General features: G+C 41.7%; 28 protein-coding genes and 1 other annotated feature. Of the genes, 5 read left to right on the top strand and 23 right to left on the bottom strand.

From position 1 onward, the window contains the following. Positions 1-69 precede the first annotated feature (69 nt). Complete coding sequence (locus HLI_RS19725; RefSeq protein ID WP_128526607.1) at positions 70-360, top strand: hypothetical protein; 291 nt, start codon at positions 70-72, stop codon at positions 358-360. A gap of 29 nt (positions 361-389) precedes the next feature. Here HLI_RS19725 and HLI_RS19720 read toward each other — a convergent pair whose 3' ends face one another. Together HLI_RS19720 and HLI_RS19715 are read right to left on the bottom strand one after the other, a co-directional pair. Beyond that, positions 390-1,904, bottom strand: a complete 1,515-nt coding sequence (locus HLI_RS19720) for a potassium/proton antiporter (RefSeq protein WP_128526606.1) — start codon at positions 1,902-1,904, stop codon at positions 390-392. Positions 1,905-2,043: 139 nt separating this feature from the next. Next, positions 2,044-2,949, bottom strand: a complete 906-nt coding sequence (locus HLI_RS19715; RefSeq protein ID WP_128526605.1) for an NAD(P)/FAD-dependent oxidoreductase — start codon at positions 2,947-2,949, stop codon at positions 2,044-2,046. A 231-nt stretch (positions 2,950-3,180) separates the two neighbouring features. On the opposite strand from HLI_RS19715, the gene HLI_RS19710 reads away from it, so the two are divergent. Further along, positions 3,181-4,737 carry an ABC-F family ATP-binding cassette domain-containing protein gene (locus HLI_RS19710; protein ID WP_128526604.1) on the top strand — a complete coding sequence of 519 codons (1,557 nt, stop codon included), beginning with the start codon at positions 3,181-3,183 and terminating at the stop codon, positions 4,735-4,737. A gap of 215 nt (positions 4,738-4,952) precedes the next feature. On the opposite strand, the gene HLI_RS19705 is transcribed toward HLI_RS19710, so the two are convergent. From HLI_RS19705 to HLI_RS19670, 8 genes are all read right to left on the bottom strand, one after another. Further along, on the bottom strand, positions 4,953-5,306 hold the full coding sequence (locus tag HLI_RS19705; RefSeq protein ID WP_128526603.1) for a VOC family protein: 354 nt from the start codon (positions 5,304-5,306) through the stop codon (positions 4,953-4,955). Between the two features lie 173 nt (positions 5,307-5,479). Next, positions 5,480-6,724: a tyrosine--tRNA ligase gene (gene tyrS, locus HLI_RS19700; RefSeq protein WP_128526602.1), complete on the bottom strand. Its 1,245-nt coding sequence runs from the start codon at positions 6,722-6,724 to the stop codon at positions 5,480-5,482. A gap of 61 nt (positions 6,725-6,785) precedes the next feature. Beyond that, positions 6,786-7,011 (bottom strand) — a binding site (T-box leader). A 52-nt stretch (positions 7,012-7,063) separates the two neighbouring features. Beyond that, entirely contained in the window at positions 7,064-7,504 is a 441-nt protein-coding gene (locus tag HLI_RS19695; protein ID WP_128526601.1) for an NUDIX hydrolase, read from the bottom strand. Further along, entirely contained in the window at positions 7,501-7,992 is a 492-nt protein-coding gene (locus HLI_RS19690) for an NUDIX hydrolase (RefSeq protein WP_128526600.1), read from the bottom strand. The genes HLI_RS19695 and HLI_RS19690 overlap by 4 nt, the downstream gene beginning before the upstream one ends. A gap of 287 nt (positions 7,993-8,279) precedes the next feature. After that, positions 8,280-9,140 (bottom strand): AraC family transcriptional regulator, encoded by an 861-nt coding sequence (locus HLI_RS19685; RefSeq protein WP_128526599.1) that lies wholly within the window; start codon positions 9,138-9,140, stop codon positions 8,280-8,282. A 128-nt stretch (positions 9,141-9,268) separates the two neighbouring features. After that, positions 9,269-9,619, bottom strand: coding sequence for a hypothetical protein (locus HLI_RS19680; protein WP_128526598.1), 351 nt, complete (start codon positions 9,617-9,619; stop codon positions 9,269-9,271). Between the two features lie 279 nt (positions 9,620-9,898). Further along, the gene (locus HLI_RS19675) at positions 9,899-10,843 is read right to left on the bottom strand and encodes a ribose-phosphate diphosphokinase (protein ID WP_128526597.1); all 945 of its coding nucleotides are present in this window, start codon (positions 10,841-10,843) and stop codon (positions 9,899-9,901) included. Positions 10,844-11,057: 214 nt separating this feature from the next. Beyond that, positions 11,058-11,306: a hypothetical protein gene (locus HLI_RS19670; protein ID WP_241655894.1), complete on the bottom strand. Its 249-nt coding sequence runs from the start codon at positions 11,304-11,306 to the stop codon at positions 11,058-11,060. A gap of 214 nt (positions 11,307-11,520) precedes the next feature. Here HLI_RS19670 and HLI_RS19665 point away from each other — a divergent pair, with 214 nt between their 5' ends. Continuing rightward, a complete protein-coding gene (locus tag HLI_RS19665; protein WP_128526595.1) occupies positions 11,521-11,706 on the top strand; it encodes a hypothetical protein in 186 nt (61 codons plus the stop codon). Between the two features lie 111 nt (positions 11,707-11,817). Here the strand turns inward: HLI_RS19665 and HLI_RS19660 are convergent, their stop codons facing one another. The 5 genes from HLI_RS19660 to HLI_RS19640 form a co-directional block, all read right to left on the bottom strand. Further along, a complete protein-coding gene (locus tag HLI_RS19660; protein ID WP_128526594.1) occupies positions 11,818-12,345 on the bottom strand; it encodes a GNAT family N-acetyltransferase in 528 nt (175 codons plus the stop codon). A 31-nt stretch (positions 12,346-12,376) separates the two neighbouring features. After that, on the bottom strand, positions 12,377-13,105 hold the full coding sequence (locus HLI_RS19655; protein ID WP_128526593.1) for a P-II family nitrogen regulator: 729 nt from the start codon (positions 13,103-13,105) through the stop codon (positions 12,377-12,379). Next, entirely contained in the window at positions 13,059-13,829 is a 771-nt protein-coding gene (locus HLI_RS19650) for a DUF1538 domain-containing protein (protein ID WP_128526592.1), read from the bottom strand. The genes HLI_RS19655 and HLI_RS19650 overlap by 47 nt, the downstream gene beginning before the upstream one ends. Next, the gene (locus HLI_RS19645; RefSeq protein WP_128526591.1) at positions 13,826-14,518 is read right to left on the bottom strand and encodes a DUF1538 domain-containing protein; all 693 of its coding nucleotides are present in this window, start codon (positions 14,516-14,518) and stop codon (positions 13,826-13,828) included. Before HLI_RS19645 ends, HLI_RS19650 begins: the two co-directional genes overlap by 4 nt. 479 nt (positions 14,519-14,997) lie before the next feature. Then, positions 14,998-15,516 carry a hypothetical protein gene (locus HLI_RS19640; protein WP_128526590.1) on the bottom strand — a complete coding sequence of 173 codons (519 nt, stop codon included), beginning with the start codon at positions 15,514-15,516 and terminating at the stop codon, positions 14,998-15,000. Between the two features lie 142 nt (positions 15,517-15,658). On the opposite strand from HLI_RS19640, the gene HLI_RS19635 reads away from it, so the two are divergent. After that, positions 15,659-16,657 (top strand): LLM class flavin-dependent oxidoreductase, encoded by a 999-nt coding sequence (locus tag HLI_RS19635; protein WP_128526589.1) that lies wholly within the window; start codon positions 15,659-15,661, stop codon positions 16,655-16,657. A 55-nt stretch (positions 16,658-16,712) separates the two neighbouring features. Here HLI_RS19635 and HLI_RS19630 read toward each other — a convergent pair whose 3' ends face one another. Together HLI_RS19630 and HLI_RS21815 are read right to left on the bottom strand one after the other, a co-directional pair. Beyond that, the gene (locus HLI_RS19630; protein ID WP_128526588.1) at positions 16,713-17,585 is read right to left on the bottom strand and encodes an AraC family transcriptional regulator; all 873 of its coding nucleotides are present in this window, start codon (positions 17,583-17,585) and stop codon (positions 16,713-16,715) included. 104 nt (positions 17,586-17,689) lie between these two features. Beyond that, a complete protein-coding gene (locus HLI_RS21815; RefSeq protein WP_164908608.1) occupies positions 17,690-17,860 on the bottom strand; it encodes a hypothetical protein in 171 nt (56 codons plus the stop codon). A 181-nt stretch (positions 17,861-18,041) separates the two neighbouring features. On the opposite strand from HLI_RS21815, the gene HLI_RS19625 reads away from it, so the two are divergent. Beyond that, a complete protein-coding gene (locus tag HLI_RS19625; protein WP_128526587.1) occupies positions 18,042-18,683 on the top strand; it encodes a cupin domain-containing protein in 642 nt (213 codons plus the stop codon). 364 nt (positions 18,684-19,047) lie between these two features. Here HLI_RS19625 and HLI_RS19615 read toward each other — a convergent pair whose 3' ends face one another. The 6 genes from HLI_RS19615 to HLI_RS19590 form a co-directional block, all read right to left on the bottom strand. Beyond that, positions 19,048-19,341, bottom strand: a complete 294-nt coding sequence (locus HLI_RS19615) for a hypothetical protein (RefSeq protein ID WP_241655893.1) — start codon at positions 19,339-19,341, stop codon at positions 19,048-19,050. Between the two features lie 288 nt (positions 19,342-19,629). Beyond that, positions 19,630-20,022 carry an ectoine synthase gene (locus HLI_RS19610; protein WP_128526584.1) on the bottom strand — a complete coding sequence of 131 codons (393 nt, stop codon included), beginning with the start codon at positions 20,020-20,022 and terminating at the stop codon, positions 19,630-19,632. Next, positions 20,019-21,308 carry a diaminobutyrate--2-oxoglutarate transaminase gene (gene ectB, locus HLI_RS19605; RefSeq protein ID WP_128526583.1) on the bottom strand — a complete coding sequence of 430 codons (1,290 nt, stop codon included), beginning with the start codon at positions 21,306-21,308 and terminating at the stop codon, positions 20,019-20,021. Before ectB ends, HLI_RS19610 begins: the two co-directional genes overlap by 4 nt. Positions 21,309-21,323: 15 nt before the next feature. Continuing rightward, complete coding sequence (ectA, locus tag HLI_RS19600; protein ID WP_128526582.1) at positions 21,324-21,755, bottom strand: diaminobutyrate acetyltransferase; 432 nt, start codon at positions 21,753-21,755, stop codon at positions 21,324-21,326. A gap of 691 nt (positions 21,756-22,446) precedes the next feature. Beyond that, complete coding sequence (locus HLI_RS19595) at positions 22,447-22,893, bottom strand: GNAT family N-acetyltransferase (protein WP_128526581.1); 447 nt, start codon at positions 22,891-22,893, stop codon at positions 22,447-22,449. A gap of 83 nt (positions 22,894-22,976) precedes the next feature. Next, positions 22,977-23,501: a cysteine hydrolase family protein gene (locus HLI_RS19590; RefSeq protein ID WP_128526580.1), complete on the bottom strand. Its 525-nt coding sequence runs from the start codon at positions 23,499-23,501 to the stop codon at positions 22,977-22,979. Positions 23,502-23,569 lie beyond the last annotated feature (68 nt).

Genomic DNA, 23,569 nt, shown 5'->3' with positions numbered 1-23,569 from the left:
TTTCTTTTATAAGTCAAAGAAAATCACTATTTTCAGATGGGCCACTGTTGATTCCACGATGAGCGTTCGGTGGTGACGCCTGCGGAAACAGCGCGAGCCGAAGATCCACTTGGTCAAGTGATCTTCTTGACCAAGTTAGCTGAGGCCGTGCCCGCGGCAAGCACCCACCGACAAGCGATTCGTGGAAGAAGTATTGCGCAAACTCTCAAGCAAGACTGTTTACACAGTACAGGGAGGCATGAAAGAGAAGTTCCCAGAGAAGCTCATGGAGGAGTAAGGCCCGAATGTTTCATCAAAATGATAAAAGAAGCCGAAAAGGACGATAAAATCGTCCATTCGGCTTCTTTATTTGATACATAACTCTAATGTTGAAGTTCTTCAGTAGCCTCTTAGAAATAAGCGCCTTTTTCCTTATTTTTTGCTTTACTGCGTTTTACACGTTTTTCTAATGTCTTTTTCAAATCTTCTTTATGTTTATCTTCTACAAGAATGTACAAGAAGTCTCCTGCATGGATTTCAGTTTCACCATACGGAGTGATGACTTCATTATCCCGGATGATAGCGCTGATGTTAGCTCGGTTCGGGAAGCTTACATCACGTAATTTTTGCCCGACGACAGCTGATTCCTGGTTGGTTTGATACTGAATCATTTCTGCCTTGGCATTTCCCATTGATATCAATTCAATCGAATGGTGCGGGACGTCTTTTTTCGGACCCACAAGTTTCATTTTCTTAGCTACTAAGGATATTGTAGAACCTTGTACTAAAGCGGATGTCAGCACGACAAAGAATACAAGGTTGAACAATGCCTGACTGTTTTCCAAACCTTCAACGATGGGAAACGTTGCTAACACGATCGGCACAGCCCCCCGGAGTCCAGCCCAGGATATGAATAACTTTTCTTTCACAGAGTAATTCATTTTGATCAACGACAGGAAAACGGCTATCGGCCTTGCAATAACGATGAGAACAATCGATAAGAGCAAACCATTGAGCATGATAGGAGCGGAAAATAACTCCCCAGGGAAAACAAGTAAACCTAGAATGACGAACATGAGGATTTGCGCCATCCAGGCAAAACCTTCATTAAATTGGAAAATGGAATAGCGATAAGTCAATTCACTATTTCCAATCACAAGGGCGGCGACATACACACCAAGGAAACCACTACCTCCTACAAAAGCCGTGACTCCATAGGTTGCAAGAGCAAAGGCCACAGATAAGAGAGGATAAAGAGCACTTGAATCCAACTTGATGCGGTTAATTGAGAAGGAAGCGATTTTACCTAAAATAATTCCTATTATGATTCCCAATCCCATTTGCAGGAAAAAAGTGGGGATGAGAAACCAGACAGAAGTACCCTCTGTAGTGATCAGTTCGATCAATGATAATGTCAAAAAGACAGCCATTGGATCATTGGTTCCGGACTCTGCCTCTAAAGTCGCTCCCATTTTTGCTTTGATGTTCCTCTCTTTCAATGCAGCAAAAACTGCTGCTGCATCTGTAGAACCTACGATTGCACCAAAGAGAAGACTTTCTAAAAGGGTGAAATCAAATAAAAGGTAGGAAGCTAAACCTACCATCAGGGATGTGAGTAAAACGCCAAAGGTAGCTAATGAAAGGGAAGGGACAGCTACTGCACGCACGGTATCCCATTTGGTATGTAAACCACCTTCAAATAAGATGATGACAAGGGCGAATATCCCGATCGTTTGAGCTGTTCCGGCATCACTGAAATAAACGATCCCTAACCCGTCACTACCAAAAAGCATTCCAACCAAAATAAATAGAATCAACGCCGGGATGCCCCAGCGACTTGAGAATTTGGCTACAAAAACGCCACTGAATAATAACAAAGCTGTAAGTAATAAGAATGAATCTGTACCAAAAGCGTCAGAAAACATGGATATATGGATGCTCCTTAAAGTTCTGTATAAGTCCTTACGAGGAAGATGAAGGAAAATTACTACTACCATTAAGATTATAGTAAAAAAACTATAAAATCAAAGCAGACGTCTTCGCTGGCACCTCTGTTAGGGTGTGTCACTTTTGTACTTTTCTCATCAGCCACTTATGAATCCAAATCGCCGCTTGTGCTCCCTCTCCCATGGCAGCGGTTACCAGTTCAGAATGCACTGCGGCATCCCCGGCCGCCCACAACCCATCAATATTGGTCATCTTGCTCCGAGAATCGGTCAATAAATGGTTTTTATCATTTGTTTCGGCCCCTAAGGAATCAGCCAGCTCTGACCGTACGTGATTCCCGCCAAAGGCCAAGAACCCTTTTTCAGCCTGGAGGACCTGACCACTATCTGTTTTGATGCCTTGAAAAACCCCATCATTATGAAGCACTTCTTGGACGTCAATTTGTTGCACAGATATGTGGTTTTCCTGCAATTGTCCTTGCATTTCAAGTGATATTTCCCCTCTGCCATGATTGATAAAAGTCAAATCTTCACTCCAATAAAGTAAGGTGATCGCCATATGAGCACCTGCATCCCCTGAGCCGAGCACGAAGGTTTTTTTATTAGTAATTTCGTATCCATCGCAATCAGGACAAATATACAGCGAGAGGCCGAGACACGGTTTAATACCAGGAATATCAGGGAGATGATCCTTCACCCCAGTAGCTACCAGGAGAGTCAGGCTTTTATATATTTGCCCGTGATCCGTTTCTACGACGAACACATCTCTACTTTTATGGACCCGCATTACTGTTTGAGTAATTCTGTTCACACCGAACTTCTCTGCATGCTGGAAACCTTTCTTACGCAATTCTTCACCACTTACTCCCTCAGGAAAACCGAGTATATTGTTATACTGGCGACATAACGAGGATCTGCCTTCTCCTGCATCGATCACCAAAACTTCCCGATGGTAACGCGCTAACTGGATGCTGGCTTGTATTCCAGCTATTCCGCCTCCGATAATGATACAGTCTATGGTCATTCCCACCGCCCCTTTTCTCTTACCTTCTCCTGTTCTGTGGTGTTTTACCCCTCATTTCTCCTGCTTTTGTGAAAATGACCTGGTACCTGGTATGAACACAGGGAGAATTGTGCTATGAAATATCTTCCCCCGGACAAGCCACATCTTTTTTATGTATATCCCTATCACTTAACGCTTAAGACCTATATAATGAATGAAGATGAATATACAGAAAGAAAAGGTGTTAAATAAATGAGCTTACTTACAGTAAAGAACTTGAGCCACGGTTTCGGAGATCGCGCGATTTTCGATGACGTGTCTTTTCGTTTGTTAAAGGGTGAACACATCGGACTTATCGGAGCTAATGGCGAGGGTAAGTCGACGTTCATGAATATCATCACAGGAAAATTGGAGCCCGATGCCGGCAGTCTCACTTGGTCTAAACGTGTCCGGATCGGATATTTGGATCAACATGCAGATTTGAAACAAGGCATGACGATCCGCGATGTTTTACGTACCGCTTTTCAATATTTGTTTGATATGGAGCAGGAAATGAACGATCTTTTTGCTGCAATGGGAAGCGTTGAGCCAGATGAGTTGGAAAGATTGCTTGAAGAAACAGGAGTTCTGCAGGATGCTCTTACAAACAATGACTTCTATACCATAGATGCAAAAGTCGAAGAAGTCGCAAATGGCCTGGGACTGGATGAAATCGGTCTCGATCGCGACGTCCATGATTTAAGCGGCGGGCAGCGTACAAAAGTACTGCTTGCTAAACTGCTCTTAGAAAAGCCGGATATTCTGCTTTTGGATGAGCCGACTAACTATCTTGACGTAGAGCATATTGAATGGTTGAGAGCCTACCTTCTTGATTATGAAAATGCTTTTATTCTCATCTCCCACGACATACCGTTCCTGAATAGTGTCGTCAATTTGATTTATCATATGGAAAATCAGGAACTGACTCGTTACCCTGGTGATTATGACGAGTTCCTGCGCGTTTATGATATGAAGAAACAACAACTGGAAGCCGCTTATAAAAAACAGCAAAAAGAAATCGCTAATTTGAAAGATTTTGTTGCCCGTAACAAAGCGAACGCAGCAACAAGCAAAATGGCGATGAGCCGTCAGAAAAAACTCGACAAAATGGATGTCATCGAGCTTGATGCTGAAAAACCTAAACCTCAATTCAACTTCAAACAGGCGCGTACCCCAGGGAAGTATTTGTTTGAGACGAAGGACTTAGTCATCGGTTATGACGAACCATTATCCAGACCCCTCAATTTGTCGATGGAACGGGGACAGAAGATTGCTTTATCAGGTGCCAATGGAATCGGAAAAACGACATTACTGAAGAGTATCCTTGGTGAAATCCAGCCTGTTTCAGGTTCCGTCGAACTAGGTGATCACCTTCATATCGGTTATTTCGAGCAGGAATTGAAAGAAATCAGCAATCACACCTGTATTGAGGAAGTGTGGGAAGAGTTCCGGCATTTCACTCAGTATGAAGTGCGTGCAGCTCTTGCTCGCTGTGGTTTGACCCGTAAACACATCGAGAGTAAAGTACAAGTGCTGAGCGGTGGAGAAAAAGCAAAGGTACGCCTATGTAAGCTGATCAACAGGGAAACCAACTTACTCGTATTGGATGAACCGACAAACCACTTGGATGTTGATGCAAAAGCAGAGCTGAAACGCGCATTGAAAGAATATAAAGGCAGCGTCCTCCTCATTTCCCACGAACCTGAGTTCTACGAAGGGATTGTTACGGATGTTTGGAACTGTGAGGACTGGACAACGAAAGTATTTTAAATGTTGAAGAGGCTGGATAAAAGAATTTCCCCACTAGAAAACCCGAACGATATATGTTCGGGTTTTCTTCATGAAAAAAATTAAAGGCTAGGCCGCTCCGACAACATTTGATTTATTCTACACTATTGTTTGTCTTTTCCTGTGGCCATTATAGTTTTGCCCCTTCATCTTTTTTTAATATTTAATTCCTTGCTTAAAAAAGCACAACCTATCTATTAACACTGACAAATCATCAACAGATTTCCATCAGGGTCCTTGAAATTGAAAAAGTGATTGTGTTGAATTTCTGACACCAGTTCCACCCCTTTTTCTTTCATAAATTGATGAGCTTCCCTAATGTCTTCTGTATTGAAATGAAAAGCTGGTGTTTGAAAAACCTTTTCATCCGAATATATTTTGCTGTCCAATACAACGCCCGTCCCTTCCATAGGCAGAGCGTACAAATGTCCGAACTGGATTTCGCCTTTAACCGATACCCCGAGCAATTCCTCATACCAATCCCGCGCTTTTTCAATATTGCTTACTGGGATGAAAATAGCGCCGACTTGATTCAAAATTGGACCTTCCATTGAAATCCTCCCCCTTCCACATACTTTTTTCTCTTTTTTTCATTGATTTCCTCCTCTTAAGTTTGAATGGTTAGAAGAAGAGAAAGAGAATAAGGGATGTGAAAATAGATGATGTCCAATTTCCTCCTATTGAGTTTACAGATTTAAGTTCAAGAGGAAGTGAACAGCTGATTTCATTGAATTCTCAGCTTCACAAACTTTCTTTTTCCTACTTGAATGACCAGTCCATCCACGACCGAAACTATAAGGGAAGGATCATCGATCTTCTCTTGATCGATACGAATACCTCCGTTTTTGATCATCCTCCTGACCTCACCTTTGGATGGCAGTAAGCCAAGATCTTTTACCAAATCTATGACTAGCACTTCTTTTTGCTTCTCCCACCATACTTCAGGAAGTTCACCAGGCATCTTATTTTTCTGGAAAACATTCAAAAAGTTCTCCTTGCTTAAATCCGCTGTCTCTTGGTCGTATAGCATCTCCACAAAAGAATAAGCAAGACGCATCTTGGCATCTTTCGGATGAAGTCCCCCTTCTTCTAAGTCTGCTTGAATCTTTGCCACTTCTTCGATTTTCAAGTTAGAGGCAAGACGGAAATATTTGACGATAAGCTCATCAGGGATAGACATCGTTTTTCCAAAGATATCACCAGGACTTTCATCAATACCGATATAGTTCCCTTTGGATTTGGACATTTTCTCTACTCCATCAAGCCCCTCAATCAATGGAAGAAGCAGCACGACCTGCTTCTCTTTCCCGAATTGTTCTTGTATTTGGCGGCCGAATAACACATTGAATTCTTGATCTGTTCCCCCAAGCTCGATATCTGACTCAAGTGCGTAAGAATCGTATCCCTGCATGACAGGGTAAAAAAACTCATGCAAGTAGATTGGTTTGTTATCTGTGTATCGATTGTGAAAATCATTCCTTTCAAGCATGCGTGCAACTGTTACATGACTTGCAAGTCGGAGGACTTCTGCAAAATCGATTTTTGAGAGCCATTCAGCATTATAATGAAGTTCAACCGCATCCATGTCGATGATTTTTCCGAACTGCTCGAAGTAGGTTTGGGCATTATGCTTCACTTCTTCATCTGTCAATGCTTTTCTAGCTGCATCTTTTCCAGTCGGATCCCCGATCTTTCCTGTAAAGTTTCCAATGATCAATTGGATGGTGTGCCCAAACTCCTGGAACTGTTTTAATTTATTCAAAACAACCGTATGACCTATATGGACATCCGGTGCTGTCGGGTCAAGACCAAGCTTCACTTTCAACGGGCGTTTTTCCTTTATGGATGTGGCAAGCTTTTTCTTGAATTCATCTTGTGGAAGAATTGTATCGACTCCATATGATAACACTTTGTACTGACGTTCCACTTCTGTCTGCTCTTGTTTGCTCAATTGATTCCAATCCACCATTTTTCTACCCCCTGATTACTTTCCTGTTTTCTTTTGAACAAATAAAAAAGACACATCCCATCGTTGGGACGTGTCTTTCTCACGCGTTACCACCCAAGTTAAAAGTAAGCAAGGCTCACTCTCCACTCAAAAAGATAACGGATTTACCGTCTTCTGCTAATCACTGACCGTTTTCGCAGAAGAAGCTCAAGAAAGTAATTCATCTGGATTTTTGTATCGGTTCACAGCATCCACCGACTCTCTGAAACAGGGAAATCCACACTACTCGCTTCTATCCATGCCTTTTTATTAAATTAAGAATATATTACTGCTATCAGATTGTTCTGTCAATCCTTATTTCTATTCCTTCTGTAAAACCTTCGAATCAGATAACCTGTCCCTCATCAGTAAAGCCAAAAAATCCAGATCCTCAGGGAAAGATAAATTCAACTCTTCTAACTCATCTTTTGAAACCCATTTAATTTCATGAATCAGTTCATCAGGGTCCTGGATTCTCATCTCCCCTCCTATTGCACGCACAGAAAAATAGTGAACCTCGTATTCGATACCTGCTTCTACATATGTACCTTCTTTCACTTTTATTTTCTCAATGACTTCGACGATATACCCTGTCTCTTCTGAAACTTCACGCTTACAACATTCTTCAAAGGATTCAAATCCCTCCATTCCACCAGAAGGAATTGTCCACTTTTTTTCTTCTTTTGGTTTCCCTTGAAGGACCATCAACAGTTCATTTCGGTCATTGAAACAAACACCGGAAGCACCACACCACCTGTTCATTCTTCCACTCCTTTCAATAGGGAATAGGTATAATTGAAAAGTACCTTGTTACGGATATAACATTTATGTACTAATGGCTCTTCCTGCCATAATAGTTCAGGCAAATAATAAGGAATCATCTCTCCTACCCCCAGGTTATCCTTTTCGAACAACCATTCAATTCTCTTCCACTCTAGAATACCTTCTTCTGCCCTCCTCGGTGTAGGAAACGAAATGCCTTCTGGAAAATCAACTAAAAATGCATGTAATCCCCCTTCGTACAGATCATCGACCTTCCAATATATTATTCCTTTATACTGAAATTGCCCTGCTGGAATATCAAGAGTTGTTTCTTCTTTCACTTCTCGCTGAACACATTGTATCGGAGTTTCATCCCTTTCCACTTTACCCCCTATTCCGTTCCAAAGACCTTTTAAAGGGGAGGAATTCCTATTCAGCATGAGTATTTCATTATTTCTTTTTATAAAACATAATGTCTGTTGGTACATTGCCACTACCCCGCAAATAATCGATAATACTCTCTTCTTTATAGACTTGTAATAGTTTTTAAAGTGTCCTTTGCGCTATCCGTCTGCCCTGTCTAAGGTTTACATGATAAGCCTAATCCCTTGGGGAACTGTTGTAAATGAAATAGGAGACTTATACGTAATAGCATTTATTGATTACTATTATCTTACTTATGTCGTGAAAATTGTTAATACTCAGAAGGAAAGCACAACCCTTTTTGAATTGTGCTTCCCCTCTGTCTAAAAAAACGCCATACCTATCATTCTCTTTACTTAACGGGGATCCAGATTTCACAATAATAGTCGTCACTTTCGGGATCACCCTCCTTATAGACTTCCAACTCTGGCCCTCCTGCATTTTCATAGCCACTGGATGGAAACCATTCCGAATAGATTTCTTTCCAAACCTTTTGAATGGCATCGGGCATTGCCCCATTGACAGCAAAAACCGCCCATTTTGCTGCAGGGATTTCTAATTTTTCCAGCTGTACCGGGTACTTTCCTTCGTGGGCGACTGCAATCCAATAATCAATGTAATTGGGCTTAAGATGACTTTTATCGATACAAATACCTAAGATGCCATTTACCTGCCCATTGTTTTGTTCAATCAGAACCTGATCTGTACCATCAGTATTCACTTCTTTCCACATTTGAGGGATGGCTGTTAAATTTTCTCCATTTACACATGAAAGTTCTTTCTTTATTCCGACCGTTTCAAATGCTTCTCTCTCGATAATTTCATATTGCATCGGTTCCGCTCCTTTCAAGTTCACCTGAATGACCAGTCTGTTATAAGCTGTCACTTTTCCCTGGTTGTTTCTTGCTTCTCGTGGTGAAATTCCGTGCTGGTTCCTGAACGCTCGTGAAAAAGACTCGGGAGTCTCGTATCCATACTTGCACGCAAGATCGATGATTTTACATTTCGTCGTATTCAGCTCCGAGGCGGCAAGTGTCAGTCTTCTTCTTCTGAGATATTCTGCAACTGTCGTATCAGTAAGAAGGCTGAATATCCTTTGGAAATGAAAAGGAGAAGTACAACCTGAAGCAGCAATTTCATCAATAGTAATCTCATCTAATAAATGATTTTCCATATAATCGACCGCTTGCTGCATCGTCTGTACCCAATTCATCTCGTTCACTCCCTTGCCTATCATTGTACCAACACTTTACCATAAAAACCTGTCTTCGTTTGCTATTCCCTGTCAGGTTATCCCCCAAAAAAGAACCTCCCATATCGGGAGGTTCCTCTTTTGAAACGTCAGGTTAATTGACGTTCATATACAATTTCCTTGGTTTCTAAATCAATTGCATCCACTTTCATATTTAAAACTTGATCATTATCATTATTTTTGGATCCCCAGAGGCGTATGTAACTTCCCATATTATGATCAAAGAAGTTCACTTGAACTTTTCTTATCTCACCTTCTTCCACCTGTTCATCCTCTATCCAGCACTCCTTGAATTCCATCGTTTCCCTTGGCTGACTTAATATATAATCCTCCATGACTTTCTCCAGCTCTGGAAAGGCAAGGCCCTTGTTTTCCAAACAAACTCGATTAAAATCTTTAAAGTCAGTAATGTGATAATTAACCTTTGGTTCTTTGTTCATTGTCTTTCCCTCCATTTAAAACATTATTACCACCCTTTTCCCTATAGCCGTTTTTTAAAAACACTACAAGTATCCAATTAAACAATTTTGGCGTCCAATACTGAACAGATCATCTTTTTGTCACAGCAAAGGGACCACTGGACAAAAGTTTTATTAACAATAAAAAAGCACCCCTTAAGAAAGAGATGCTTACTTATCCCTGTAAGAAACGTTTGTTTCTATGGGTTTTTCAATATTTCATCCCATGCTAATCAATTTCGGAATGATTAACTGAGGATTTTAATCAAACAATTCACTTACGGAATGCTCATTTTGAACTCTAACTAAAGCATCCGCCAGCAGAGGCGCAACTGAAAGCGTTGTAATTTTATCCAGCTGTTTATTTTCAGGTTGGAAAATTGAGTTTGTTATCACTAACTCTTTAATAGGAGAACGATCGATTTTGTTGATAGCAGGGTCGGATAAAACTGCATGCGTGCCGCAAGCATAGATATCATTCACACCGTTTTCCTTAAGGATATCAGCTGCCTGGGTTACGGTTTCTGCTGTATCGATCATGTCATCAACGATTATGACGTTTTTACCTTTAACTGACCCTACTACATTTTTAACCTCAGGCACATTCGGTTCAGGTCTGCGTTTGTCGATAAACGCGATCGGAACATTTAAAATGTTGGCCATTTTCCTTACACGGGTAAGACCACTGGTATCAGGGGCTACGACGACCAGGTTTTCCATGTTTTTCTCTTTATAATGTTGACCTAGAATAGGAATCCCCATCAACTGATCGACAGGAATGTCAAAGAAGCCCTGTATTTGCGGTGCATGTAAATCCAAAGTGATCACCCTGGCAGCCCCCGCCTTTTCAAGTAAGTTAGCGATCAATTTGGCAGTGATTGGCTCTCGCGAACGAGCTTTACGATCTTGACGTGCGTATCCATAATATGGAATGACGACATTGATGGTTTTAGGAGATGCTCTTTTCAGTGCATCCACCATGATCAACAACTCCATCACGTGTTCATTCACAGGCTGGGAAGTCGATTGAACAACGTAAATGTCATCACCTCTCACACTTTCCTCAATATTGATTTGTATTTCACCATCACTGAATCGGACTACAGAACTTTCCCCTAGAGGAACATCTAAAATATCAGAGATTTCCTGGGCAAGGGGTTCATGGGAGTTTAATGTAAAAAGTTTCATTTCTGATTGGGAAGCCATATGTATCTCTCCTGTACTGATTAGTTATTTGTTTCATCAAAATTCTGTTTTATTATGTACCATCTATATCTATTATTAGACCCATACTCTAAAATTGCAATTATTTTAGTATGATTCGATATCATAATCGTAACATATTCAGGCCTTTTCCAGAGAAAGTAGCGTCAACAGAAAAGAGAACTCCCGATTATAGAAGTTCCCTTTTCGGTTAATCTTAACCGTAATACCCCCCATGTCCATGGTGAAAACCGCCATACACAGGAGAGTAACCACTGTGCCCCTGGTGATATCCCCCATATCCTGGATAATAACCACTTTGACCATGATGGTATCCCCCGTAGCCTGGGGAATATGTCCCTTGTCCATGATGGTATCCATAGCCAGGAACATAAGTACCGTGACCGTGGTGATACCCGTAGCCCGGAATGTAAGTACCGTGACCGTGATGATAAACTCGATCCAAAATCGGTCGCCCCTTTCAATGCATTCCTCATAGGGTATGTGTACTGCCAAAAGAGTGTATGGGCGCTTATTTTGTAGCGACCAAGCATAACAGGGACATGACAATTTTTACACGAAGTGGTCCAAAAGGTCTTTTTTTTGACATATAGAGATAAAAGGTAGAGTTTCGGGAATAGTATAAATGTAAGCCAATAAATCTTAGGGAGGGCTTCCTCATGATATGGCTATTGCTTTTGATTGCAGCTGGCTTGATCGTCCTTTCCATCTTCTTTGAACGCAAGAGAAGAAGGAAATCAAATGGTGAGATAGAGAAAGAAGACCCGGCCGCTCTGAAGGAGATGTATGATTCTGAAGGTGCAGGTACTAAATCAGCAGACCCGAAACACACAAAAAATCTATAGAACATAAAAAAGATGGAAGTAGCTCACAAACTTCCATCTTTCTTTATTGCTAATGGTGTGACTGTTTTTGATTTTTCTGAAGAGACCTTAAGTATAAGCGGGGTGCGCCACCTACATGAATTCGGGTGGGTACTTGACTATTCCCGAAACATTATGCAGGGAACCTTCATAAATCTCTAGGGCCATAAAAGCTTCTGGTGGTGCTTCAAATGGGGGCTGTATTTCGAAACTAGAAGCTTGCTTGAAACCGAACTTATGATAATATTCAGGGTGTCCAAGCACGATGACAGAAGTATAGCCGAGCTCCCCCGCCTTTTCTATCGCTTTGTCGATAAGGATCTTACCGATTCCCTGCTTCTGGTATTGAGGAAGAACAGAAACAGGCGCAAGGGCTAGAGATTCCGTTTTATGTCCTATGCCAATAGTCACTTTCGTCAATAGGACATGTCCGATCAATTCATCACCATTGTTTTCAGCAACTAACGAAAGCTCGGGAACAAAAGCTTCCGAACATCTTAACCTTGCCACCAACTCATGTTCCTTATGATCGGTCATTTCAGCATTTGCAAAAGCTCTCTTGATGACTGATTCTGTCTGATGGCAGTCGTTTATTCTTTCTCGTCTGATTTGTATCCTCATCTTCATTGACTCCAAACTTCCCCTTTTCCGGTCATTTCATTTCGTCACTGACTTGTGAATTTAACAGGTGATTGATTCCCACCGTCTGGTCGACATCCAGCACGAACGCAATCCCTTTACCAGGTTGATCCAGCCCGGCTCCGCTTTCGATAGCTTTTAAAACCGCTTCCGTTTTTTCTTTTATAATCAGCGTCAATATTACCTCTTTTTCAGGTTCAATGAGGATGTTGAACAGCTTAGCTTTCTCGTGGATACCTGTCCCCCGTCCCGAAATAATCGTTCCACCTTCCGCTCCTGCACTCTTAGAAGCATCGACAACTTTATCAGAATCTCCTTTATTCACAATCGTTACAATCAAATCATAGGAAAACTTTTGGATGTCCATTTGCTTCATCTCACTCTCATTACTATATTCTTCGTTTTCAATCCCCAAGCCGAGCATATGAGATATACCACTGATTCTTTTCGTATCTATGACAAACCCGATCCCATGCTGTGGTTTATTCAGCTTCACAGATTCAATGATGGCATTCATCACCTTGTGGTAGATGGAATCAGAGACAAGAGTCAATATGACTTCCCTCTCCCGTTCAACTGGAATACCCAAGAACCTTTTCTTCTCATTGATGCGAAATCCTTTACCAAAAAAAGTGGTTCCGCCTTGCGCGCCAGCTAATGTAGAGGCATGAACAACTTTTTTCGCTTTTTCTTTTTTAACGATCGTTACTATGAGCTTTTGTCCGGATTTGGTCTTTTTCATATTGCTCCTGCTCCTTCCGTCTATAAATTATCCCTAAGGTGAGGACTGATAAAATGGGGGACAAAGCGACAAGAGCTACCATACCGAAGCCATCAAGAAGAGGATCACGTCCATCTGTAACTGATGCAATGCCTACAAACAAGGCTAATATGAAAGTCGCGGTCATCGGCCCTGTGGCCACCCCTCCCGAATCGAAGGCGATAGAAGTAAACGTTTTCGTAGAATATTTTACTATAATCAGTGCAATAATGTAGCCTGGGACCACAAAATACCAAATAGGGATTCCGAGAATGATCCGTACCATTGATAAAGCGATGGATAGCCCCACTCCTATACTCAGTGTGTAAAGCAGCACTTTTTGAGGAATGTAACCCCCGGACACTTTTTCAACCTGATGGGTCAAAACGCTGACTGCTGGTTCTGCGTAGATGGCTACGAATCCGAGCACGAAACCAATAGGAACTAACAACCAAATATGATCGATGGCTCCAAGCTTCTGCCCCATCATTTCCCCTATAGGAAGAAAGCCGATGTGTACTCCTTGTAAGAAAAAAGCAAGACCAAGGAATGTCAAAAGGAAACCGACTCCGATGTCTTGCAGCTTTTTTAGCGGGAGTTTAAGAAAGATGATCTGAAAAATGAGAAATAGAAATAGCAGTGGAATCAAAGCGGTGGCGACATCCAGAAACACATGTCCAAAACCTTCAAATGTTGTAATCTTCACCCGTAAATCACCCCTAAGATGAGCACAGATAAAATCGGGCCGATGGAGGCAAGGGCGACAAGACCGAATCCATCGCTTGTTGAGGTTTTTCCCTTCATGACTGTGACTACCCCTACTCCTAAAGATAAGATGAAAGGAACGGTCAACGGACCTGTCGTCACCCCACCTGAATCAAATGAGATCGGCACAAAATGGGAAGGTGTGAACGCAGCAAGTAAAAACACAAGGCTGTAACCGACAGCCAATATATAGATGATATTTATGTTGAAAATGATTCTGAGCATAGCGATCGCTACAAAAATCCCCACCCCTAAAGCAACAGCTATAATTAAAATATCACGGGGGATCGCTCCACCGGAAACTTGGTCTACCTGCGAGGCGAGGACTCTAACATCCGGCTCTGCTATCGTTACCACAAGACCCAATAAAAATCCGAAGAATACAATCAGCCAGACCATTTTCGTTTTGGATAAAGCCGAACCGATCATCTCACCAACTGGGAGTAAACCGATGTTCACACCTAACAAAAAAAGAATCAGACCGATTCCCACCATCAGTACTCCAATTAAAAATTGGAGAAACATCTCGAGAGGGAGCCAGACCAGGGTGAATTGCAAAATCGTAATCACAACAGTTATGGGCAGGATCGACAAAATCACCTCTAAGACCGTTTCTTTAATGTTGTCCATCGCATGCCTCCTTCGAAATGAAAAGTATAAGTAACCAGACTTCCTGTAACAGCCCTCTACTGAAAAATGGATGGTTTGCACAAGAGCAAAGGATTTTTGAAGGAACGGGATGGATTTTAAGAGAAGGTTTTCTTTGGCATGATAAAGACTGTGATAAGCGACAGCTTTAGTAGGAAACTATACTATTATTATATCATTGACTTATGGAATAATGAGGATGAAGATTTCACACAAGCTATCCTTTCATGTTTTTTCTTTCCTCATCGCCCGTCGCTCCGCATATGGTACACATTTCTTACATACAAATACCCGTTCACCTTTGTCGTTATAATAAGGTTGAGGAGCTTTTGCTTGTTGGCTGCAGATGGTGCATTGTCTTTTCGAAAAAAGAGATTTCAGTTTATCCAACAAATCGGCCGTTTCCTCCTTTCATCTTGATGATTCTTTTCAATTTATCATGGTAAGCATCTGCACTTCGATTACTTTGCTGAATTTCCCCTTCTTTTGCTGAACAGGTAGTATCCAACAAGTCCCATAATTGCTAAAAGAACGCCTAGCAGGATCGACCCGCCAATTAGATGCCTTTCTTCCTTGGTTTCCTCATGAGTGTCCCCCAGGAAGTTATTCCAATTCGAGTTATCCCCTCCTCCCCCTTCATATGTATAAGGCTTTTCTCTAACTGCCTTCCGATAAAGGTCCTCTGCCTCTTCAATAGCAATGGCTTCATCCGTGTCCGTTTTTACGATAGAAAAATAGGTGGTTCCTTTTTTATAGAAATTTGAAAAGTTTCCCGTGTCTTGGTGCATATCTGAATATCGCGTTACTTTGCCGACTGGTTCATTTACTTCTTCTACATACTCATCTGTGATCACATAAATATACCCATCCCAGACGACGAACGGATACTCCCAGGAAGTAGCCAGTGTGACATTCGGCCATAGAAGAAAGGCAGATAAAAAGAATACAAGAGATACAAGGACTGAAAAAAGTTGTCGCATAGATATGCTCCTCTCACCAAATTAGACGTAAATAGACCTCTGAAGTTTCAAACTATCATTACGAACAAAATATTTTGAGACACGAAACAAAATTGATAAGATAGACAAAATATGAATTTTGCAAAGAAATGAGGATGAAATCATGACAGATATACCTTTGAAGAATACGAAGTTTTCCGTTTTGGACCTTGCCCCGGTCATTGAAGGAGGCACGCCTGGGGATTCTTTTCGTAATACGATAGACTTGGCAAAGCATGTGGAGGAATGGGGTTTTACGCGCTACTGGATGGCTGAACATCACAACATGCCATTTATCGCAAGCTCCGCCACATCGATTGCCATCAGTCACGTGTTACATCATACATCAACTATTCGCGTCGGTTCAGGCGGAGTGATGCTCCCAAACCATGCACCACTGATAGTTGCGGAACAATTCGGCACATTAGAAACACTTTTCCCCGACCGGGTCGATCTCGGACTCGGACGCGCCCCAGGGACAGACCAGCTGACCGCGCAGGCACTGAGACGAAATGGAAACAGCAATCCGGATGATTTTCCAGAACAGCTTGATGAGCTGCGCGGATATTTTACTGGAGACAGCCGGATCAGAGCAATTCCAGGAGAAGGATTGAATGTTCCGATATGGTTGTTAGGATCAAGCGGTTTCAGCGCTCAACTCGCTGGACAGCTCGGTTTACCATTCTCCTTTGCCAGCCACTTTTCACCGAACAATACTCATGGTGCTCTTCGGTTATACCGGCAGAGCTTCCAGCCTTCTGAAACTTTGGACGAGCCTTATGTGATGGTTGGTGTAAACGTGATTGCAGCGGATACTGACGAGGAAGCGCAACGTTTAGCCACCTCGCTCCAACAGCAATTCCTTAACCTTGTCCGGAATACGAACAAATTACTGCAGCCGCCTGTCGATGATATGGATGAGATCTGGACAACACAGGAGGAAGCGGCACTTCAGCAGCAATTAGGAGCCTCCATTATCGGGAGCGCTGACACCGTCCGTGAAAAGCTCGAGAAATTCCAAATGGATACACAAGCAGACGAAATGATGGTCATTTCCCAGATTTACGATCATGACGCTCGTTTACGTTCTTATGAAATTGTTGCAGACATTATGAATAAGTGATGAAAGGAGGCGCTTAAAAATAAGCGCCTCCTTTTACATGGCTTTGGATAGTGTATTATTTTTTCCGGACCGGAATCCAAATTTCACTTTTGAACTTTTCTGAATGCACTTCATTATTTTCATTCCAAAGAATTTCAGGACCTGCAACCTGCTCATAATCTGAAGTCGGAAACCATTCCGAGTAAACCTTCCCCCATACTTCCTGAAGCGCATCCGGGAATGGTCCGATGGCTTCGAATACCGCCCAGGTCGATGCAGGCACCTCCAGCATGGTGAAATCGTCGGGACAATCTTTTATGGTTGCTGCCCCAATATAATGATCCAGCTCTCCTTTTTCCTCCATGCGTCCTTCTGAAAAGTTCGTGGACGCACTGATTAACCCCTCTGGTTCTATGTTCGAAAGAGCTTTCAAGCGCTCGATTTTATCCTCACTTAATGATTTCCACATGTCGGCAATATCCGGGTTCACCCCATCAAATATGATCGGTACTCTTTTCTTGATTCCGATAATCCGAAACGGTTCTTTCTCTTCCATGCGATAATTCATTTCACTTCCTCCTTCAATGGTCAAGTGGAAGGTCATGCGTGGAAAAGCTTTTAACGAGTGACTATTCTTCCGAGCTGCTGACGGAGTAATTCCATGTAAACCTTGAAAAGCTCTCGTGAAAGCATCTGCTGATTGATACCCATATTCAAGTGCAATATCAATGATCCGTTCCCTGCTTTTCCTTAATTCCAGGGCTGCACAAGTCAATCGTCTGCGCCGGATATATTCCGAAAGAGAAACCCCTGCAAGGAAAGAGAACATACGCTTGAAGTGATATTCTGAACACTGAGCGATCAAGGCTACTTTTTTATAATCAATTTCCTCCGTCAAATTCTGCTCAATATAATTTAAAGATTCGTTCATTCTTTTAAGCGAATCCATCTGCAAAACCTCCCTTCTACAAAAGAATAGCAGGGAATCCTGAGGCGCATCCGATATTTCCTGCACGATTATGCAGGATTCAACCCACTCCGTTGAAAAAATGACTATTCTAGAAATGTAGAGAATTGAATGGAAAAGAGAATCAATAACACAAGACCAATGATGAGGGATGAGATGTGAAAGAATTTTTGGACATTCGTCTCTTCTTTCAATTTTTTGATGGTCAATAATGAAAATAAAGTCAACAGCACGCCGAACAAAAGGACTTGATCCATTGAACCATCTCCTTATGCTTAATATAGAATCCGAATAACTCCGACAGCAGGAAGATGAATAAAATGTGTCCCAGGCACTCCCATATTCCTTCAAGCACTTTTATAATCACAATTCATCCAGTTATCCATATATATGTAAAATAGTGAATACGTATCAAATATGAAAGTGACGGTGAGAAGGATGACAAAATATATGGACTACACTTCCCCTCAAGCTCAGTTTGCTTTTGACCTCAATGGAAGCACCCTGTTCAAAAAAGATGACCAAAACTTAATCAACATCCTTGGCGTAAGCCAGTTGAATACTCTTGAGAATTCCTCCCTTCTTGATATCTACCTTAGCAAGCATAATGTCGTTGAACCCCATTATCACCAAAATGCTGCCGAGCTCGTCTATTGCATATCAGGCTCAGCTGTAGTGTCTATGTTGAACCCCTTCACAAAAGAAATCCTCAACTTCACCATTACCCCGGGGCAAGTAGCCAATGTTCCTCAAGGCTGGTGGCATTATGAAGAAGCGACCGAAGACAACACTCATTTACTAGCTATCTTTGATGCCCCTACACCAGAAGTAATATTAGGATCCGATATCTTGAAGTTCACCCCGTCTCAGGTAATGGCTCATACCTATTGTATGGATGAAAAGGATTGGATCAAAACGACAGCCCCTGTACAGCCAAGTACTTATATTGGACCGTCCTGTTCAAATAACCAGGCACAAGCCAATCAAAAACAAACCAACTATCCATATCCCTATCCTCAACCAGCTATGCCTTACAGGAACCCATCATATAATTATTATTACCATCCATATTCATATTGAGCCTTTTGAGACATCGGAAGCTTTAAGATTCATGTATAACGTTATACAGTTAAAATTTTCGAAGGATGGAAGCCATGAAAAGGATAGCTTCTTTTACAGGCTTCCCTCCCCACTTCAAGTGAGGTCAAGGATGAATCCAATCAACCTTCCAATTCCTTTCACAAACCAATAGAGAAGCCGGAAAGGGAAAATAAGCAGTTCAGGGACCCAACACAAAACTTCTGTTATGAAATCAGAAAATCTATATCTCCCTTCCCCTTCTCTCTTATCTCTCAATACTTGTCTTTTACTTTCCCACCACTCTCTCATTTCTTGACCATCCCCTTAGGATTGTTAGCTTTCGAAACGGGAGTACCCATCCATATCACCATTTCACAGGTTTCAAGATTGTCCGTTGCAAAGGAACCCCTCCCATGTTCACATTTCTTTCGATAAACACATAAGACCTGCCATCTATGTAAAATTTATAATTGCCCTCGTAACTGACTTTGTGCCCTTTATTTTCAAGTTCTTTCTGAATCGCTAACACATACTCTTTATGATTCCTAAACCGCTCATCAAAATCTATTTGCATATGACCTTTTCTGTAGCCCATCAACCAATTGAATAAGAAAAAAAGCCCGGCGATTATTACAACCACCCATAAATATGTCCACACTTGTGCCACTCCCTTTCTTTTACTATCCATACGGAAAACATCATGAAAAGTTTCAATAAATTGGAATTCGATAAGTTTCAGGAATGCATTCGATTGGATTTATTCAATTTTGCATATGTAAAGGGAGGTTCGTTGTGATTGCGGATTTTATCGGCGTAAATGAGTATTTATAGCCGCAGCAACAAAAAGCGTTTGCATACATACTTACCACCGGGGAAACTGTAACCTTCAAGTCTGCCTGAAAAAAAAAGAGGACTTCCTGTTTATCGGAAGTCCTCTTTGCTTTGCTTATTTACTTTCTTCCGGCAGCTTATATACACCATCTTCATCGTGTATTTCATCTCCGACTAGGGCCGGATTAAAGACACAAACGACACGGAAGTCGGTTATTGCCCGCAGGTAATGCTTTTCATGACCATCCAGGCAGTACATAGTCCCTGGCTTGATTTGATATTTCTTACCATCATCCACTGTTTCAATTTCTGCTTCGCCTTCAATACAATAAACTGCTTCGATATGGTTCTTATACCAAATATACGTTTCAGTCCCAGCATAAAGCACCGTATCATGAAGACTGAATCCTACCTTGTCTCCTTGCAAAAGGAATCTTCGACTTGCCCAATTATCATCCTTTACTTCTCGATCTGTACCTAATAAATCTTCTAGTTTGGTCACCTTCATACTTTTGCTTCCTCCTTGCCTAATACAGCTTTAATACTATCTTCTATAATGTCGAGTCCTTTTGTAATGGCTTCTTCATCAATAATCAGCGGTGGGAGAAATTTCAGGACTTCGTCGTCTGGTCCAGAAGTTTCGACAATCAGTCCTCCTGCAAAAGCCCTTTCAGCTATCTGACCAGAAAGTCCTGGTTTTTCACTGGCGATTCCCAGCATCAACCCGCGCCCGCGTACTTCTCCTTCTAATTCAGGATATGACTCCACAAATTCATGCAGACGTTTTTGGAAGATTTCGCTTTTCTTCTGTATGGATGTACTGAATTCTTCAGATTTCCAGTATTTCAATGCTTCTGATGCAGTAACAAAAGCTAAGTTATTGCCACGGAAGGTACCGTTATGTTCACCTGGCCCCCACTGATCATAATCAGGTTTAATCAATGTAATAGCCATCGGCAGCCCGCTGCCACTGATTGATTTGGAGAGGCAAATGACATCCGGACTGATTCCTGCCTTTTCAAAACTGAAAAATGTTCCGGTACGACCACATCCCGCCTGGACATCATCGATGATCAAGAAGATGCCATGGCGTTGGCACAGTTCTTCCACTTTTTTCAGCCATTCGAAACTGGCCGCGTTGATTCCTCCTTCACCCTGGACGGTTTCCAAAATGACAGCGGCAGGCAGATCGATCCCACTGCCATCATCCTCAATCATTTTTTCCAAATAATTCAACGAGTCGAAACCGTCCATATAGTCATCGTATGGCATAGCCATACTGTAAGTAAGTGGGATCCCGGCACCGTGACGCTTGAATGCGTTCCCTGTCACAGAAAGTGCACCGATGGTCATGCCGTGAAAAGCGTTTGTAAATGTTACCACTTTTTCGCGTCCGGTAACTTTTCTTGCTATTTTAAGAGCACTTTCGACGGTGTTCGTACCGGTCGGGCCCGGGAACATGACTTTATAGTCCATCCCCCTCGGTTCTAAAATTACATCATGGAAGGTTTGCAGAAACTCGGCACGTGGCCCTGTCGCCATATCGAGGCTGTGTAAAAGCCCATCACTCTGAATGTATTCAATCAACCTTTCCTGCATATCCGAATGATTATGACCATAATTCAGAGCTCCGGCACCTGCAAAAAAGTCGATATAGGAATTTCCATTCACATCCCACAATTCATGCCCTTTGGCTCTTTCAAAAATCGTCGGAAAACTTCTGCTATAACTGCGTACGGATGATTCAAGATTTTCAAAAACGCTCATGTCTGTGTGCTGGTTAGAATAATTCATAGATATTAGATCCTCCTAGTTTTTTAGTGGTCCAATTCTGAATGTGTTTTCTTGTTCGTGTTCCTCCCCTGGAAAATCGTCTTCTTCAAAGCAGACACTAATGTCACAAGAAACGTTTTTCTTTTCGGCAAACCCTTTGAAAAGTTTTTGCGAGGGTTGATTTGAGGGTGAAACCGTGGCCTCAACATATTCCACACTTTGGCAAACCTGGCGATTTAAAATGCTATCAATCATTTTTGTCGCAAGGCCTTGTCCCCGTTCAGTTTCCGCTACTGCGACTTGCCAGATGAACAACGTATCGGGCGAGGTCGGGTTGATGAAGCCTGAAATAAACCCGACCGTCTCCTTTCCTTCGTTCACAATTACAGAGGTTTCACTGAAAAACTCACACCATAACAAATAGCTGTAGGATGAATTTAAATCGAGGATCGGGATAGCTTCGATCATTTCATAAACCGCTGCACCATCGGACTTCTCTGGTTCAGAAAATACATAGTTTTTTACTTCTTCTTTAGTCGTTGGAATAAAATCACCTCCCCGTTTTTTTCTGAAAGTTCTGTCAAGTGTTCAATTAGACGATAATAAAACTGTGCTCTTCTGTCAAAGCTGCTTTATTAGAAAATATCAGCTAAAGACGTACTCAATGGGCCTGATTACCACTTTTTAGGGTGAATGCTTTAGCAAAGTCCGCGATAAGCGGTTATTCTCTTACATTTAAAAATTCGCATTCTAAAACCCTTATTAAGAAAAGGTTTTTGAGGAAGGGTATGATTTTTGAAAAATATCACAGAAACATTCATTTGACTCACCTGGACACGGGGACATTTATCACCGTAAGAACGAAGGAAGACATCGCTGCAAGATCGGGATAACCATTGATGTAGTATCTTCCCATAGCAAACAACCATATGAAGTGCGGCTATGATCGCAGCATTCAATTCAAAAATGAATGTAGTACATATAGCATTGGATATACCCAACCTGTCATTTTTATAAAATATAAAACCCCCCCGCCTTTGGCTTGTTTTTTAGTCCAAATGATGAGGGAGGATTCTTTTCTTTATGATTTTTTCCTGTACTGGGGGCAAGTGCAGAACATACTGCCTTGACCACTTTGCAGCATTTCTTCTGCTCATTTCTACTTCTGAATTTTTTTATACATTATGAGGTGAGGACCGATCGGTGGATAATCAAAAACTTCTCCAAATGGTTTGAAGCCAAGCTTTTTATAGTATTCTTCAACAGTCGTTCTACCTTTACACCATAAAAGTTCTCCATCGTGATGCTTGATTATCTTCTCAGCGAAATCAACGACTGCCCTCCCTGCCCCCTTATTCCGGAATGCCTCAACCGTAGCCATGGCCCTTAACCGATATTGTTTGCATTTATTGAACTCAGGGTGTGATTCTAAATAAATGGAGCCGACACTGACCAGCTCATCATTGTGAAACGCCCCGATATGAAAAGCATTGTCGTCATGATCTGTTTCGTACTGACAGGCTTTAAAAGATTGATGCGGGCGCAAAATAATATGTCGTAGATTGTACGTTTGTTCAGGTTTAATCTGTTGTACTTTCAACTCCATGGCTCCTTTTTCTAAAGACTTATCGTGAAAAACGAGTTTCGAATCATTTCATTGTGCATAATTCGATTCCCTTCACACAATACTCAAACTCCAAATCCAATATCATTACAAGGGGTAACATCTGCGAACCAACGTAATACGCCATTGTGGTGTTGAATGATTTGCTGAGCTGTCAGCTCCTCACTGTCCCAGGTCCTATGGGTATCTGAAGCTAAAGTAATCTTATAATCCATACTAAAAGCCCTTCTACAAGTTGTATCCACACAAACTTCTGTTTGAATGCCTGCCAATATCAAATGTTCCACTCCTAATTTTTCCAATTCCTGATTCAAAGAAGTATTAAAAAATGAATCGGGGGTTGTTTTATGAATAATAACATCATGTTTTTGTGGCGATATCTGTGGATGAATCTCCCAATCGCTAGTACCATACTCTAAAGATCCCCCCGCTGGTTCGTTATGTTGTACATATATAACTGGTGTGTCAGAAGAACGTGCCCTGAGAATTAATCCTTTCAAGTTTTGGAGAAACTCATCCCCTTTATATACGGCATTTCCCTCTTGGAACATTCCATTTTGGACATCGATCACTAAAAGTGCTTTTTTCATTTCTTCTCTCCTTGAAAAGTCAGTTTTTTTAACATTGTAAATCATAACAATCACAGTCAGCAGAGGGG

It is taken from the genome of Halobacillus litoralis (assembly GCF_004101865.1).
GTDB classification, from domain to species: domain Bacteria; phylum Bacillota; class Bacilli; order Bacillales; family Halobacillaceae; genus Halobacillus; species Halobacillus litoralis_A.
This window is presented reverse-complemented; position numbering and strand designations above follow the sequence as displayed.